The 14,363-nt window shown below is 58.1% G+C and carries 13 protein-coding genes; 6 read left to right on the forward strand and 7 right to left on the reverse strand.

All coding sequences use genetic code 11. The features are described from left to right. Positions 1 to 7 precede the first annotated feature (7 nt). Positions 8 to 1,063, forward strand: coding sequence for a YeiH family protein (locus tag OSH04_RS18295; RefSeq protein ID WP_026484582.1), 1,056 nt, complete (start codon positions 8 to 10; stop codon positions 1,061 to 1,063). 232 nt (positions 1,064 to 1,295) lie between these two features. On the opposite strand, the gene OSH04_RS18300 is transcribed toward OSH04_RS18295, so the two are convergent. Together OSH04_RS18300 and OSH04_RS18305 are read right to left on the reverse strand one after the other, a co-directional pair. Continuing rightward, positions 1,296 to 1,676 (reverse strand): SirB2 family protein, encoded by a 381-nt coding sequence (locus OSH04_RS18300; protein WP_060186835.1) that lies wholly within the window; start codon positions 1,674 to 1,676, stop codon positions 1,296 to 1,298. A gap of 117 nt (positions 1,677 to 1,793) precedes the next feature. Continuing rightward, positions 1,794 to 2,660 carry an MBL fold metallo-hydrolase gene (locus tag OSH04_RS18305; RefSeq protein WP_266109022.1) on the reverse strand — a complete coding sequence of 289 codons (867 nt, stop codon included), beginning with the start codon at positions 2,658 to 2,660 and terminating at the stop codon, positions 1,794 to 1,796. A 74-nt stretch (positions 2,661 to 2,734) separates the two neighbouring features. Here OSH04_RS18305 and OSH04_RS18310 point away from each other — a divergent pair, with 74 nt between their 5' ends. Genes OSH04_RS18310 through OSH04_RS18320 form a run of 3 tightly spaced genes read left to right on the forward strand, consistent with a single transcriptional unit; the run spans position 2,735 to position 3,900 of the window. After that, the gene (locus OSH04_RS18310) at positions 2,735 to 3,061 is read left to right on the forward strand and encodes an ArsR/SmtB family transcription factor (RefSeq protein ID WP_009456065.1); all 327 of its coding nucleotides are present in this window, start codon (positions 2,735 to 2,737) and stop codon (positions 3,059 to 3,061) included. Beyond that, positions 3,051 to 3,479 carry a YeeE/YedE family protein gene (locus OSH04_RS18315; RefSeq protein WP_083053963.1) on the forward strand — a complete coding sequence of 143 codons (429 nt, stop codon included), beginning with the start codon at positions 3,051 to 3,053 and terminating at the stop codon, positions 3,477 to 3,479. The genes OSH04_RS18310 and OSH04_RS18315 overlap by 11 nt, the downstream gene beginning before the upstream one ends. A 10-nt stretch (positions 3,480 to 3,489) precedes the next feature. Continuing rightward, the gene (locus OSH04_RS18320) at positions 3,490 to 3,900 is read left to right on the forward strand and encodes a DUF6691 family protein (RefSeq protein WP_009455401.1); all 411 of its coding nucleotides are present in this window, start codon (positions 3,490 to 3,492) and stop codon (positions 3,898 to 3,900) included. Positions 3,901 to 3,918: 18 nt separating this feature from the next. Here OSH04_RS18320 and cadR read toward each other — a convergent pair whose 3' ends face one another. Further along, positions 3,919 to 4,350, reverse strand: coding sequence for a Cd(II)/Pb(II)-responsive transcriptional regulator (cadR, locus tag OSH04_RS18325; protein ID WP_021446839.1), 432 nt, complete (start codon positions 4,348 to 4,350; stop codon positions 3,919 to 3,921). Positions 4,351 to 4,428: 78 nt separating this feature from the next. Here cadR and OSH04_RS18330 point away from each other — a divergent pair, with 78 nt between their 5' ends. Further along, positions 4,429 to 6,750, forward strand: a complete 2,322-nt coding sequence (locus OSH04_RS18330; RefSeq protein ID WP_266109023.1) for a heavy metal translocating P-type ATPase — start codon at positions 4,429 to 4,431, stop codon at positions 6,748 to 6,750. Between the two features lie 355 nt (positions 6,751 to 7,105). After that, positions 7,106 to 8,806: a SulP family inorganic anion transporter gene (locus OSH04_RS18335; RefSeq protein ID WP_266109024.1), complete on the forward strand. Its 1,701-nt coding sequence runs from the start codon at positions 7,106 to 7,108 to the stop codon at positions 8,804 to 8,806. Between the two features lie 118 nt (positions 8,807 to 8,924). Here OSH04_RS18335 and OSH04_RS18340 read toward each other — a convergent pair whose 3' ends face one another. From OSH04_RS18340 to glpK, 4 genes are all read right to left on the reverse strand, one after another. Next, positions 8,925 to 10,034: a formylglycine-generating enzyme family protein gene (locus OSH04_RS18340; protein ID WP_266109025.1), complete on the reverse strand. Its 1,110-nt coding sequence runs from the start codon at positions 10,032 to 10,034 to the stop codon at positions 8,925 to 8,927. Next, complete coding sequence (locus OSH04_RS18345) at positions 10,021 to 11,742, reverse strand: arylsulfatase (RefSeq protein ID WP_266109026.1); 1,722 nt, start codon at positions 11,740 to 11,742, stop codon at positions 10,021 to 10,023. The genes OSH04_RS18340 and OSH04_RS18345 overlap by 14 nt, the downstream gene beginning before the upstream one ends. Positions 11,743 to 12,247: 505 nt before the next feature. After that, positions 12,248 to 12,700, reverse strand: coding sequence for a TM2 domain-containing protein (locus OSH04_RS18350; RefSeq protein WP_035269009.1), 453 nt, complete (start codon positions 12,698 to 12,700; stop codon positions 12,248 to 12,250). Between the two features lie 27 nt (positions 12,701 to 12,727). Continuing rightward, positions 12,728 to 14,221, reverse strand: a complete 1,494-nt coding sequence (gene glpK, locus OSH04_RS18355) for a glycerol kinase GlpK (RefSeq protein WP_266109027.1) — start codon at positions 14,219 to 14,221, stop codon at positions 12,728 to 12,730. Positions 14,222 to 14,363: the final 142 nt, after the last annotated feature.

The following is a 14,363-nucleotide window of genomic DNA, read 5'->3' on the forward strand; positions in this document are numbered from 1 at the left end:
TGACGAGATGAGCAGTGTGACCGATTTACCAGCAGGAAGCACGACCCTGAAGGCACAGGGCAAATCGGGTTTCTCTCTGAAGCCGTCGCGTTGGTGGGGCTTTTTACTGGCGGTGGCCGTAGGTGTGGCCGCTATGGGCCTGGGCAAAGTGTGGCCTTTGATTGGCGGTCCGGTTTTTGCGATTGTCTTGGGCATGGTACTGCGTAACAGCATGGGCGTGGCTACGGTGTTTCAGCCCGGTTTGCGCTTTTCGTCCAAGGTGTTGTTGCAGTGGTCAATTATTGGTCTGGGCTTTGGTTTGAGCCTGCCACAAGTAATGCGTACCGGCATGGATTCGCTGGCGGTGACCCTGGTGACCTTGACGGTGGCGTTTGTGACGGCGCTGGTGCTGGGCCGAGCCTTGGGGATTCCTTCCAAGCTGCGTACCTTGATTGGAGTGGGGACAGCGATTTGTGGTGGCTCGGCCATTGCAGCGGTCACGCCTATTCTGAAGCCTGAGGAACATGAGACTGCACTGGCGATTTCCACCATCTTTATCTTCAATATCGTGGCCGTGCTGATTTTCCCCTTGGCCGGTCACATGATGAATATGTCGGACGCAGGTTTTGGGGTGTGGGCGGGAACCGCCATCAACGATACGTCTTCGGTAGTGGCAGCCGGCTATAGCTATAGCCGTCAGGCTGGTGACCACGCCACTATCGTCAAGCTGACTCGGGCAACCTTGATTATCCCCATTTGCCTGATTCTGGCGGGTCTGGAAGTGTGGCGTTCGCGTCAGGCTGGCCGGGACTTTGACTTGATGCGAGTGTTCCCCTGGTTCATCGTCTGGTTCATGGTGGCCTCGGCTCTGCGCTCGCTGGGTTGGGTGCCGGTGGAGTGGCTGGAACCCCTGCGTTTTCTGGCTGAGTTCCTGATGGTGTTGGCCCTGGCAGCTATTGGTTTGTGTTCGGACTTGCGTGTGATGGCCCGAGCCGGTGTGCGGCCTGCCTTGCTGGGGCTGGGAGTCTGGATCGCGGTGGCGGTCAGCAGTTTGCTGGTACAGCGCTGGATAGGTGTCTGGTAAGACAGGCATGTAAAAAGCCCCTGTCAGTGGAAGATAACTTTCACTGACAGGGGCTTTTTTGTCGCCGGGCCGTCCCAAGACAAAAAACTCCTCCTTTGGGGAGGCAGCAAGCCGAAGGCGTAGCGTGGGGGCTTTTTTTGTCGCCGGGCCGTCCCATGACAAAAACTCCCCCTCGGGGGGCAGCAAGCCGAAGGCGTAGCGTCGGGGCTTTTTTTGTATGTGGGCTACTGGTTTAGACGAACCAGGACGCTGGGCTGCGGTTCAGTGCCACGCCTACGATATAGGCAAAGATGGCAATCGCAATCAGCGCCGCCACGCCGCGGCTAAAGGCGGTTTTACCGCGCTTGATGGCATAGCTGCCCACCACAATGTAGACCACCAGCAACACAATCTTGGTCAGCAGCCAGGGCTGGTTGGCGGCTGCGCCCAACATGCCGGCCAGCGCCAGACCACAGACCAGCAAGACGGTATCGATGACATGCGGAGCAATGCGCACAAAGCGATTCTGCAAACAGGATGATCCGCTGACTGACCAGAAGGCCCGAATAATGAAAAACAAAATGCTCAGCCCGGCGGCTGTCATGTGCAAGTGTTTGATGGCCACGTAAGTCATGCCTGTTATTTCCTTCTGAAGTTCAGGGTGCAGAAAAGGGCAGTATACGCAGGCTGAGCCTTAAAAGTTTTTCTACGTCCGAGCCAGTGTCTGTTCGGACGCAAAAAACAGTTGTATTTAAAGTTGATTGACGGGCAGTTTCAGATAGACCTGACCATTGCTTTCAGGCTCGGGAAAGTGTCCGGCGCGGATATTGACTTGAATGGAGGGCAGGATCAGGCGTGGCATGCTCAGGGTTTTATCGCGTGCGTGGCGGCGCTCGCAAAACTGTTTCTGGCTGATGCCGTCGTGTACGTGGATGTTGCTGTCCTTCTGCTCCTGAACCGTGCAGTGGAACTGGGGCTCCCGTCCTTCAGGCGGATAGTCGTGGCACATGAACAAGACCGTATCTGCGGGCAGGGCCAGCAGGCGCTGGATGGATTCATAAAGCTGGCTGGCGCTGCCGCCCGGAAAGTCGCAACGGGCGGTACCGACATCGGGCAGGAACAAGGTGTCGCCCACAAATACGCCCAGACCTTGAACGTGATAGGCCATATCTGCCGGTGTATGACCGGGCACGTGCAGAGCCTGCACCTGAATGGCGCCGATCTGGAACGGTTCCTGATCCTTGAACAGCGTATCGAAGGGTGTGCCGTTGGCCTGAATTTCGGCCTCTATATTAAAGATGCGGCTGAACGTGGACTGCACTTGCTTGATGTGTTCGCCAATGGCTATTTTCCCGCCCACCTGTTCTTGCAGCCAGACCGCAGCGGACAGGTGGTCGGCATGGGCATGGGTTTCCAGAATCCATTGCACCTCCAGCTGATGCTGGCGCACAAAGTCCACGACCTTCTGGGCAGACACGGTGCTGCTGCGGCCGGAGGCGGCGTCGTAGTCCAGCACCGAGTCAATGATGGCGCATTCGCGTTGATCTTCGGCATAAACCACGTAGGTGAACGTGGACGTGTCCGTATGAAAGAAGCTGGCGACCTGGGCTTGGAGCATGGCAGACCTCTTGTTGCTTATAAAATATGAAAAGATATTATATAATAATATATATTGTATTTTTGTAGAACGTTATGAATCAAACCGAACTGGAAGCCCTGCGACAGGTAGCGGGCCGAGCCAGCAGCTTGCTGGGCAGCTTGGCCAACCCCGACCGCCTGATGATTCTGTGCACGTTGGTGCAGGGCGAATGCAATGTGGGGGAGCTGGCGCAGCGCAGTGGAATTTCACAACCTACTTTATCCCAGCAATTGACGGTTTTGCGGCGCGAAGAGCTGATTGCCAGCCGCAAAGAGGGCAAGTACGTCTATTACCGCCTGGAAAACCCGGCGGTGTTGGCTGTCATGCAAACTTTATATGGAATTTTTTGTGCCCCAGGAGGCATTGATGATCGCAATTGACTGGAGTTCCTTTACCCCGTGGAGCGCCTTGTTTGGCGGCGCCTTGATTGGTTTGGCGGCCGCTGTGCTGGTGCTGTTCAATGGTCGGGTGTTTGGCATATCCGGCCTGCTGTCGGGCACCTGGAGCGGGGAGGCGGGTGACAAGGGCTGGCGCTGGATGGCCTTGTTGGGCCTGGCGGCGGCACCCTGGCTGTACCGCCTGGCCGGGGAAACCGTACCTGTCGTGCAGCCGCAGCCCTGGATGTGGGTGGTGGTAGCCGGTTTGCTGGTGGGGTTCGGAACCCGTTTGGGTTCGGGGTGCACCAGTGGTCATGGTGTGTGTGGTCTGTCGCGTTTGTCGCCCCGTTCTTTGGTGGCAACGCTGACGTTTATGGCCAGCGGCTTTCTGACCGTGTTTGTCTTGCGTCATTTGGTCTAAGGAGCCCGCCATGCACTATTTCATCGCTTTAGTTTCCGGCCTGATTTTTGGCTTGGGTTTATTGATTTCCGGCTTGGCCAACCCCAGCAAGGTGCTGGCGTTTCTGGATCTGGCCGGAGCCTGGGACCCGTCTTTGGCCTTGGTAATGGCCGCGGCAATTGCGGTGGCGATTGTGCCGTTCAGTCTGGCACGCCGTCGTCCTTGTGCTTTTGTGACTGGCCAGCCCATGAATCTGCCCAAGCAGCGTCAAATAGACCGTCCTTTGGTGTTGGGTGCTTTGATTTTCGGCGCTGGTTGGGGTGTGGCAGGTTTCTGCCCTGGACCGGCCATTGTGCTGGCTGCGTCGGGCGCACCGTTGGCTATTTTGTTTCTGGTCGCGATGCTGATCGGAATGTGGGCGGCAGGGCGGGTGCGTGGCTAAGGACCACGTCACACCGCCTTAGCCCAAATGGGTTGTGGGAGCCGGGACTTGATCCGGCTCCATATTCACCAATCCCTGCAAAATGCCGCAATGCTCCAGGCCGCCGGCCTGTCCGCAGCGGTGACGCAGTTCAATCAGTTGTTTTTGCAGGTGTTCCAGCTCGGCAATGCGTACGGCCACATGCTCGATGTGTTCATCCAGCAAATCGTTGACCGGGGCGCAGTCTTGCGCTGGGCCGTCCATGAATGCCAGCAGGCCGCGAATTTCTTCGTGCGTCATATCCAGGCTGCGGCAGTTGCGAATAAAACGTAGCCGTTCCAGGTGGATACTGCGGTACAGGCGGTAGTTGCCCTCGCTGCGCTCCGGCTCGGGCAGCAGCCCAACTTTCTCGTAATAGCGGATGGTTTCCGTGTTGCAGTGGCTTTTTTCCGCCAACTCACCAATTTTCATTGCTTGGCCTCCAAAGGGCTTGACCTTGTAGTTACTTTAGGCTTTCTACTGGTCCCATGCAAGAAGCGAGGAACTGCTATGACATCAGCTAACAACACATCAAAGTTCGGCGTGGGGCAGTGCACAACATCAGCCTGCCAGACCGAGCACGTACATGACCATAGTCATGATCACGACCATGCGGCGGGCGATCACAGCCACGAGCATAGCCATGATCACGATCACAGCCATGCAGAACAAGCGTCGCACTCCCACGAGGGGGCGTGCTGCTCGGCACCCGCATTTGGCCCATCGGTGACCTTGGCGGCCAGTACCTCCACTCGTCTGGTTGTGCATATTGCTGATATGGACTGCCCGGCGGAAGAGAACATGATTCGCTCCGGCCTGAAAAAGCTGGATCAGGTGCAGAACCTGGGTTTTGACCTGATGCAGCGTGTTTTGACCGTGGACCACGTGGATGGTGCCCGTGACAAGGTGCTGGGCGCGTTGCGCGGCCTGGGCTTTGAACCCCGCATGGCTGATGAAGAGCCTGTGAAGCAGGTATCGCCCAAGCAAGGCCTGATTCGCATTGCTGGTGCCGTGGTGCTGGCTTTGGCCGCCGAGATCAGCCACTGGCTGGCGGCCCCCGAGTGGCTGGTGATTGTTCTGGCTCTGGCCGCGATTCTGTCTGGCGGCGTGCAGGTCTACAAGAAGGGCTGGATTGCGCTGCGTAATGGTCAGCTCAATATCAATGCCTTGATGAGTATTGCCGTTACCGGCGCGGTGCTACTGGCCCAATGGCCTGAAGCCGCCATGGTGATGTCCTTGTTCAGCCTGGCTGAGTGGATTGAGGCTCGTTCCCTGGACCGCGCCCGGAATGCGGTGGACAGCCTGCTCAAGCTGGTTCCGGATGAAGTGCTGGTCAGTGCCGATGGCAAGGATTGGCGGCGTGTACCGGCCAATCAGGTGCAGGCAGGCTGGCAAGTACGGGTGGCCCCCGGCGAGCGTTTTGGCCTGGATGGCAAAGTTCTGCAAGGGCTAAGCACGGTTAACCAGGCTCCTATCACGGGTGAAAGTGCCCCCGTGGACAAAGCGCCCGGTGACGAGGTTTTTGCAGGCACCATCAATGGCATGGGCGAACTGGTGTATCAGGTCCAGGCCGCGCATGATGAAACCTTGCTGGCCCGTATCACACGTTCGGTTCAGGAGGCCCAAGCCAACAAGGCTCCGATTCAGCGCTTTGTCGACCAGTTCTCCCGCATCTACACCCCGCTGGTTGTGGTGGCAGCGGCCTTGATGGCTGTGGCCTTGCCCTTGATCTGGGGTGTGAGCTGGTCGGAGTCCGTGTACCGTGCTCTGGTTCTGCTGGTGATTGCTTGCCCTTGCGCCCTGGTGATTTCCACGCCTGTGGCCGTAGTCAGTGCCCTGGCCAGTGCCGCACGTGCCGGTATTTTGATTAAAGGTGGCGTGTATCTGGAGCGGGCTCGTCAGTTGCGGTACTTGGCCGTGGACAAGACCGGCACCCTGACCTTGGGCGAGCCTTCCTTGAGCGAATATGGCAGCCTGCGTCCAAGCCTGTCGGATAGTGAAGTGCTGGACATGGCCGTTGCTCTGGCCGAGCGTTCGGATCATCCTGCCTCGCAAGCGATTGCCCGTGGCCGTGTGGCATCGGGTCTGGTGCGCCTGGATCAATTCGAAGCTTTGGCGGGTAATGGTGTGCAGGCACAAGGCACGACTGGCCAATTGCGTCTGGGCAAGCGTAGCTGGGTGCTGGGGCAGAACAAGGCTGAGTCCAGCCAGGCCGAGCAGCAAGCGGTAGAGAGCGGTGCCACCATGGTGTATCTGGGTGACGAGCACGGTCTGCTGGCCTGGTTCGCCATGATGGATACGCTGCGTCCCACCACCAGCCAGGCGATTCGCGATCTGCAAGCGCAGGGTGTTCAGGTGGAAGTGCTTTCGGGCGACCACGAGCAAGCCGTGCGTCATGTCGCCCAGCAAGCCGGAATCAAGGATTTCCGAGGTGGTTTGCTACCACAGGACAAGCTGGACCGTATCGAGGAAAAACTGGGTAACGGTTTGGTGGCGATGGTGGGTGATGGCATCAATGATGCACCCGCCCTGGCTCGTGCCGATGTGGGTATCGCGATGGGAGCTTTGGGTTCGGACATTGCGATCGAGACCGCTGACGTGGCCTTGATGGACGATGATCTGGGCAAGATTGCCTTGCTGATGCGTCAGTCCCGAGCCTTGCATGCCGTGTTGTGGCAGAACATCAGCCTGGCTTTGGGTATCAAGGCCGTGTTCCTGGTGATGGCCCTGACTGGCCAGGCTACCATGTGGATGGCCGTGTTTGCCGACGTGGGTGCAAGCTTGCTGGTGGTGCTGAACAGTTTGCGTTTGCTGCGCGCCCGCAACCCTTGAATTCCGTGTTCGTTGTCACTGAGCCCCACCTCTTTGAGGTGGGGCTTTTTTTATCGCTGGGCCGTCCCAAGGCTCGGCGCCCCCGGTAAAAAGCGCCCCCTCGGGGATGAGCCTGGACACACAGTAGTCCATTGCGGACTGCTGTGTGCCTGGCGAATCCGAGCGGCATGCAGGCCGCGAGGTGGAGCGCAAGCCGCAGGCGCAGCGTGGGGGCCTTTTTATGCCGCATCAAATAAGCCCATCACTAACGTGAAGTTTTTTTGACACGCAGTAGTATCATTAAGGCTTCATTTGGGTTGAGGCCCTGCTTGTTTCTCATCTGTGTCGAGCAGGCTGGGCATGACAAGGACGCGCGATGATTGCACTGCTGGAAGCGGGTCGAGCCGGACTCCTGGGGCGAAAACACTGGCTGAATAACCTGTTGGCTGGTTTGGTGGTGGGGGTGGTGGCCTTGCCGTTGGCCATGGCCTTCGCCATTGCCTCCGGGGTCAAGCCCGAGCAGGGTTTGTATACCGCCATTATTGCTGGTTTGGCGGTGTCTTTATTTGGCGGCAGCCGGGTGCAGATTGCCGGGCCGACGGGGGCCTTCATTGTCATCCTGTCCGGGGTGGTGGCCCAACATGGGGTGGCGGGCCTGCAAATTGCCACGCTGATGGCCGGGGTGATCTTGCTGCTGCTGGGCCTACTGCGCCTGGGAGCCGTGATCCGCTTTATTCCCGATCCGGTCATCGTGGGTTTTACCGCCGGTATCGGGGTGATCATCTGGGTGGGTCAATGGCGGGACTTTTTTGGCCTTCCCGCCGTCGAGGGCCAGCACTTTCACGAGAAACTCTGGTTCTTGCTGCAGAACCTGCCGTCCCTGGATTGGGCAACCACACTGCTGGGGATTTTGTCTCTGGCGATTCTGATTGTCGTGCCCAAGATCCCAAGTCTGGCGCGTTTGCCCGGACCGCTGGTGGCCCTGGTGGTCATTACGCTTATCCAGGCGATTTTCCGTTTTGAGTCGGTGGCCACTATCGGCTCCAGCTTCGGTGCCTTGCCCAGCGGCTTGCCGTCGTTTCAATGGCCGGAAATTACGCTGACTCGCGTGGTGGAGCTGATCGGGCCTGCGTTTGCAATTGCCATGCTGGGTGCGATCGAGTCCTTGCTGTCCGCTGTCGTGGCCGACTCCATGACAGGGACCCGTCACGACTCCAATCAGGAATTGGTGGGCCAAGGGATTGCCAACGTGCTCTCGCCCTTGTTTGGCGGGATTGCGGCTACCGGGGCCATTGCCCGTACCGCTACCAATATCCGTAATGGCGGTGACAGCCCCATTGCCGGCGTGGTGCATGTCATTTTCCTGGTACTGGTTCTGCTGTTGCTGGCCCCGCTGGCGGCTTATATCCCGCTGACGGTGTTGGCGGCCATTCTGTTCATGGTGGCCTGGAATATGAGTCAGGCCAAGCTGGTCCTTCGCCTGCAGCGCCGTATGCCTACCGCTGACTTGTTCATTCTGTGGGTGACTTTCGCCCTGACGGTATTTGCGGATCTGGTCGTGGCCGTCAATATTGGGGTGATTCTGGCCATGCTGTATGTGCTCAAACGCACCTCGGATGGGGTGCAAGTGCGGGCCTTGGAAGGCCGCCGTTTACAGCGGGCACTGGATTTGTCCTTCAGCCAGGAGTTGCGGCAGGATATTTCGGTGCTGACTCTGGAAGGACCGTACTTCTTTGCCAGTGTGGAAGCGGTAAATCGTTCCTTGCTGACGGTGCCGGAGCAGGTTCGGGCCGTGGTCTTGCGCCTGAATTACGTGCCTTTTGTGGATGCGACGGCCATGCAGGCTTTGGAGACTGCCTTGGCGGAGCTGGAACAGCGCAATGTCATGGTGGCGCTGTGCGAGGCGAACGAGAAAGTGGGTCGCAAGCTGATTCGCATGGGTCTGTTCAAGCAGATTCACGCGCATCGCGTTTTTGATAGCTTGCAGAATGCGTGGGAAAGCGTCAGCGAGACCCTGGACCATCAGGCCGTCAAGCAAAAAGAAACGGCCACGCCTGAAACGGGAATGGCATCGTAGGCCTTGATGCCTTGCTTGTCTGCCCTGAAAGAACTTGATAGTGAACAATCCCCTCGTCAAAAGCGAGGGGATTGTTGTTTGGTGCCGGGCTTGGCAAGGGTGAGCCCGGCTTTTGAGCTTAGTTTTTTATTTCATTAAGCACCGTACGAAAGCCCACATGCTGGGTAGACATGGTGGTTTCCTGGGGTTGCCGTGAAGCTGGGCGATAGCGTACGCAGAAGTTCGCCGCACACAGAAACGAGCCGCCCTTGATGACGCCTGTTGCCGGATTTCCTTTGGCATCCTTTATTGCCGCGAGAAGGGGTTTGGGCACCAGGGGGCGATGCTGGGGCTGCCATGCACTGCGTGTCCATTCCCAGACATTGCCGACCGAATCCCACAGGCCATAGTTATTGGCCGGGAAGCAACCTACGGGGGCGGTGCCTTCGTAGCCATCGCGCAGCAGGTTCTGGGCGGGGAAATTACCTTGCCAGGTGTTGGCCATCAAGCGGCCGCGCACTTCAGGCGTATTGCCCCAAGGGTAGGTAGCGCCTTCCAGTCCGCCGCGCGCAGCAAACTCCCATTGCTCTTCGGTGGGCAGATCGCGTCCCAACCAGCGGGCGTAAGCCAGCGCATCCTCGTAGGCGATATGGACGACGGGATGATTGTCACGGCCGTTCAGATTGGTATCGGGACCACCGGGATGCCGCCAGTTGGCACCCGGCACCCATACCCACCAGTTGTAATTGCTGGGAGGGGCATGTTGATCGTGCCCATCGTGGTGATCGTGATCATGCGTTGCTGCCGGTGGCGTGAAGACGGCGGATCCGGGCTGACGATACTGCTCGGGAACCTGAACATGCGGCGGAAATTCCGGCACCCGTTCCGCCTGGGTGACATAGCCTGTGGCCGCCACAAATTGTGCGAATTGGGCATTGGTGACTTCGTGCTGGTCTATCTGAAAAGCCTGGACCTCCACGGGATGTACCGGCTTTTCTTCCGGATAGCCTTCGTCGGACCCCATCAGAAAGCGCCCCCCCGGAATGGTGACCAAACCAGCCTGATTGGCGGCTCCTTGCCTGGCCGGGCCGAAGCCTGTTGGTATGCCGTTATAGGCTTGGCAATCGTGGGCCGGAACCGGAGGAGGGAGGGTATCGGAGCCGTCTGCCGCTGCAGGCAGCGGGGCTGCTGTCAGCAGCCCGCATACCGTCAGCAGTGCCTTGGCTCGGGAGAGCTTAAAGGACTTCATCCAGATCCTTGTAGTAGTTCAGGCTGTTGCTGTAGCCAGGGCGCGAAGCCAGACCTTCAAAATCCTCCACCCCGTTGCGCTTGGCATATTGCTCGTACTCGGCAATCAGCTCTTTCAGCTTTTCAGGATGTTTTTCGGACAGGTCATTCAGCTCGGAGCGGTCTTCGACCACATTGAACAGTTCCCAGCGGTCTTTGCCCCACGGTGCATTGGCGTACACGATTTTCCAGTCACCCACGCGCATGGCGCGGCGGCCATTCAGCTCCCAGCCTTGGCGGAAGGTTTCATGGACCTGATCGCTGCGACCGGTCAGCACATCGACCATGGAGTTGCCTTGCATGGGGATGACTTGGCGGCCACGGTATTCGCCCTTGGGCTGTTCGATCTGGGCCAAGGCCAGAATGGTGGGGGCGATGTCGGTTACATGGGCCGGAGCGCGCACAAATTCGCCCTGACGCTTGCCACCGGGTACGCGCATGATGCTGGGTACCGAGATACCGCCTTCATACATGAAGGCTTTGTACAGATTGAAGGGCGTGGAGCCAACTTGCGCCCAGCCTGGGCCGTATTCCACAAAGGAGCCGGGACGGCCCGTGTTTTCATAGCTGTTATCGCGATGCTTGTGGGCCCAGGCGCGGGTTTCACCTTCATCGAGCACGGTATTGCCGTCGGCACCGTTATCGGACATGAAGATGACGACGGTGTTGTCGTACTGGCCGGTTTGTTTCAGGTGCTCGATGACACGGCCAATCTGTGCATCCATGGCTTCCACCATCGCGGCGTAGACCGCCATACGTTTGCTTTCAACACGTTGCTGTTCAGGACTCAGGTCTTTCCAGCGTGGCCAGGCCGGATTGCCCACATAGCCTTGCATATCCTGGGGCACCAGACCCAGCTTCTTCATGCGCTCCAGACGCTCCTCACGCAGCACGTCATAGCCTGCGTCATAGCGGCCTTCATATTTGCGTATGTATTCCTCGGGTGCGTGCAAGGGCCAATGGGGAGCCGTAAAGGCCAGGTAGGCGAAGAAAGGCTGATCCTTGCGCGTGTCTGCGTCTATGTAGGACATCAGGCGCGAGGCAAAAAACTCGCTGGAGTAGAAGTCTTTGGGCAGTTGCACTTCCTTGCCGTTCTCGCGGTACAGGGCGACTGGTGCTTTATTGGCGTCAAAGGTGATGATGCCGCTTTGGTCAAAGTGGCTGGCGCCACCGTGCATCAAGGCGTAAGACTGGTCGAAGCCCCTATTGGGCGGGGCGACTTCCTCTTTCACACCCAAATGCCACTTGCCAGCCATATAAGTACGGTAGCCATGGTCTTGCAGGACCAAGGGAAAGGGCAGGGCCTGGTCGCTCAGAAAGCCTTCGTAGCCCGGCAGGGCGCGCTGCTGGGGCGTCATCAGTTCGGCCATGCCACCAAAGCCCACCTGATGGTTGTCCGCGCCGGACATCAGCATGGCGCGGGTCGGGGAACAGAAAGGGGAAGCGTAAAAGTCAGTCAGGGCTACGCCGTCTTTGACCAGGGCATCCAGGTTAGGGGTGGAAATTTCCCCGCCAAATGCGCCAATGTCTGAATACCCCAGATCATCGGCCACGATCAGCAAAATATTGGGGCGTTGTGTCTCTGTGGCTGCGTGGCTGCTTAGCGTGCAGGCGGCCAAAGCCAGGCCCAGCAAGCTGCGCAGTAAATAGCTATTTTTAGTGCGTCGCATTTTCTTGTGTCTCAATCTAGTTATGTTTGTAGTGACCCTCGTCGTCTGCAGGCCTCCGATGCAAGTCGGAGATGTGTCTCTACATAAAGCCGTGGACGCGAGTGCCATAGGGCGTATTAATGGGTTTTTATACGTAAAACCATCGGGTAACGGATGTGTAGACAGAGCCAGCAACAATGGCCTCACACTTTTGATCTGAGCCGCCGCTGCCAGTCTTTTAGAGGCTGGCGTGTCTCCCCCAATTCGATTGAACACGAAGCCGCTTGGGGATTTCCAAGACTAAAAAGGTTTGCTTGCATACCTGGAAGGTATGGTGGCTAATATAAGCATTGGAAATCAAGGAACTAGGCTTGCAAGCGGCATGGGCTGTGGTTTTCCCTGATAAGTCCACAAAACGCCCTGAGTGGAGCCTGTTTATTTGACGTAGCCAGGCTTCTGGCATGCGTGAAGGCGGCAGCCATAAAAAAAGCCCCAGCAAGTGGGGCTTGGGTGAGCAGTCTGGAAATTAACGGGCCAGCTTGAACTCGTCGTCGCCCATGAAGGCGTAACGCAAGGCGTCGATCAAGGCCAGGAAGTAGGCCAGCGGCGACCAGATGGCAAACAGCACCAGGAATAACAAGCCCATGCCGATCTGGCCCAGGTAAAAGCGGTGCACGCCCAGCCAGCCCAGGAATATCGCCAGCACAATCGCGATCTTGCGGTGGCTGTTGGGCTTGGACATTTCGTCTTTCTTGTTCTTGGAAATCCAGATCACCAGCGGGATGGTAATGATCAAGGCGATCAGTGCCTTGCCCCAATGCACGGTCAGGTAGCGCTGAACTTGCTGCATCAATTCGATGAAGTCATGGAACAGGAATCCCAGGTACGAGGAAATGTAGTGGAAAATGGCCTCGCCAAAGGTCAGGCCCAACATCACGATCAGGAAGATGGCAATGCCCAGAATGATTTTTTGCAGCATGGTGTTTCCGTCAAAAAAACAGCAAGTTCAATAAGTGCGTGCCTGACGCACGGCTTGTTCCCAACTGAGCATCAGGTTTTGGGCTTCATCGCGCGACATGATGGGCTCGAAAACCCGGTCGCATTGCCATAGCGCCGCAATCTCAGGCAGACCTGAATACAGACCGCTGCCCAGGCCCGCCAGATAGGCGGCGCCCAGCGCGGTCGTCTCAATAGTAACGGGACGCACGACAGGCAGGCCCAACAAGTCTGCTTGAAATTGCATCAGAAGATTATTGGCGCAGGCCCCACCGTCCACACGCAGCCCGTGCAAGGCCGGGCCGCCGTTGGCCTGTACATCCCGATTCATGGCTTGCAGCACGGCGGCGCTTTGGTAGGCAATGCTGTCCAGAGCAGCGCGGGCGATGTGGGCCATGGTGGAGGCGCGTGTCAGGCCGGTAATGGTGCCGCGGGCTTGGGCATCCCAATAGGGGGCGCCCAGGCCGGTGAAGGCAGGGACCAGTCGTACGCCTTGTGCATCCGGCACGCTACGAGCCAGCTCTTCGACTTGCGCGCTATGTTCCAGTGCGCCCAGACCATCGCGCAGCCATTGGACCACCGCCCCCCCAATAAAGACGCTGCCTTCCAGCGCATAGGCGGGGGCATCGCCATGATGGGCGGCGCTGGTTGCGATCAGGCCGTTATGGGATTGGGGGACTTGCGAGCCACAGTGCATCAACAGGAAGCAGCCTGTGCCATAGGTATTCTTGGCCATGCCGGGTGTTGTGCAAGCCTGGCCGAACAGGGCGCTCTGTTGGTCGCCCGCCACACCACAAATGGGAATGGGGCTACCCAGAATTTCGGGGCTGCAATGGCCAAACTCGGAGGCGGAGCTCTGTACCTGGGGCAAGACGCTGGCCGGGATGTTGAACAGGGTCAGCAATTCATCGTCCCATTGCTGGCTATGAATGTTGTAGAGCAGAGTGCGCGAGGCATTGCTGACATCGGTGGCATGGACTTTGCCGCCACTTAAATGCCAGATCAGCCAGCTATCAATGGTGCCGAAAGCCAGTTCACCACGCGCTGCACGTTCACGGGCGCCGGGTACGGAGTCCAGCAGCCAACGCAGCTTGGAGGCCGAAAAATAGGCATCAATAGGCAGGCCGGTCTTGCCGGTAATGGTGGCTTCGTGCCCTTGTTCGCGCAACTGGGCGCAGAAGTCCTCGGCGCGTCTGTCTTGCCAGACGATGGCCTTGTGCAGAGCCTGCCCGGTTTGCCGATCCCATAGCACTGTGGTTTCACGCTGATTGGTAATGCCAATGGCGTGTATGTCCTGAGGGCGTAGCCCTGCCTGCTCAATCGCTTGCCGGGCAGTCCGGAACTGGGTGTCCAGGATTTCCTGGGGATCATGCTCTACCCAGTCTGTACGCGGGTAGTATTGCTGAGTTTCCTGCTGCGCCTTGGCCAGAATGCGGCCGTCTGCCGCTACCACAAGGCTGCGCGAGCTGGAGGTTCCCTGATCAAGAGCAAGTATGAATGTCATGCGAATGAGGCAGTAAAAGCGGAGCAGACCACAGTGTACTGGCTCTGTGTGCTCTGTGTCCGGTCGCAGAAGGGGACTTGATACGCGAGCAAACAAGTTTCACTGGACGGTAAAAGTTCAGGGGCTAAAATCAGGGTAAATC

The sequence above is a fragment of the Alcaligenes nematophilus genome (assembly GCF_026344155.1).
GTDB classification, from domain to species: domain Bacteria; phylum Pseudomonadota; class Gammaproteobacteria; order Burkholderiales; family Burkholderiaceae_B; genus Alcaligenes; species Alcaligenes phenolicus.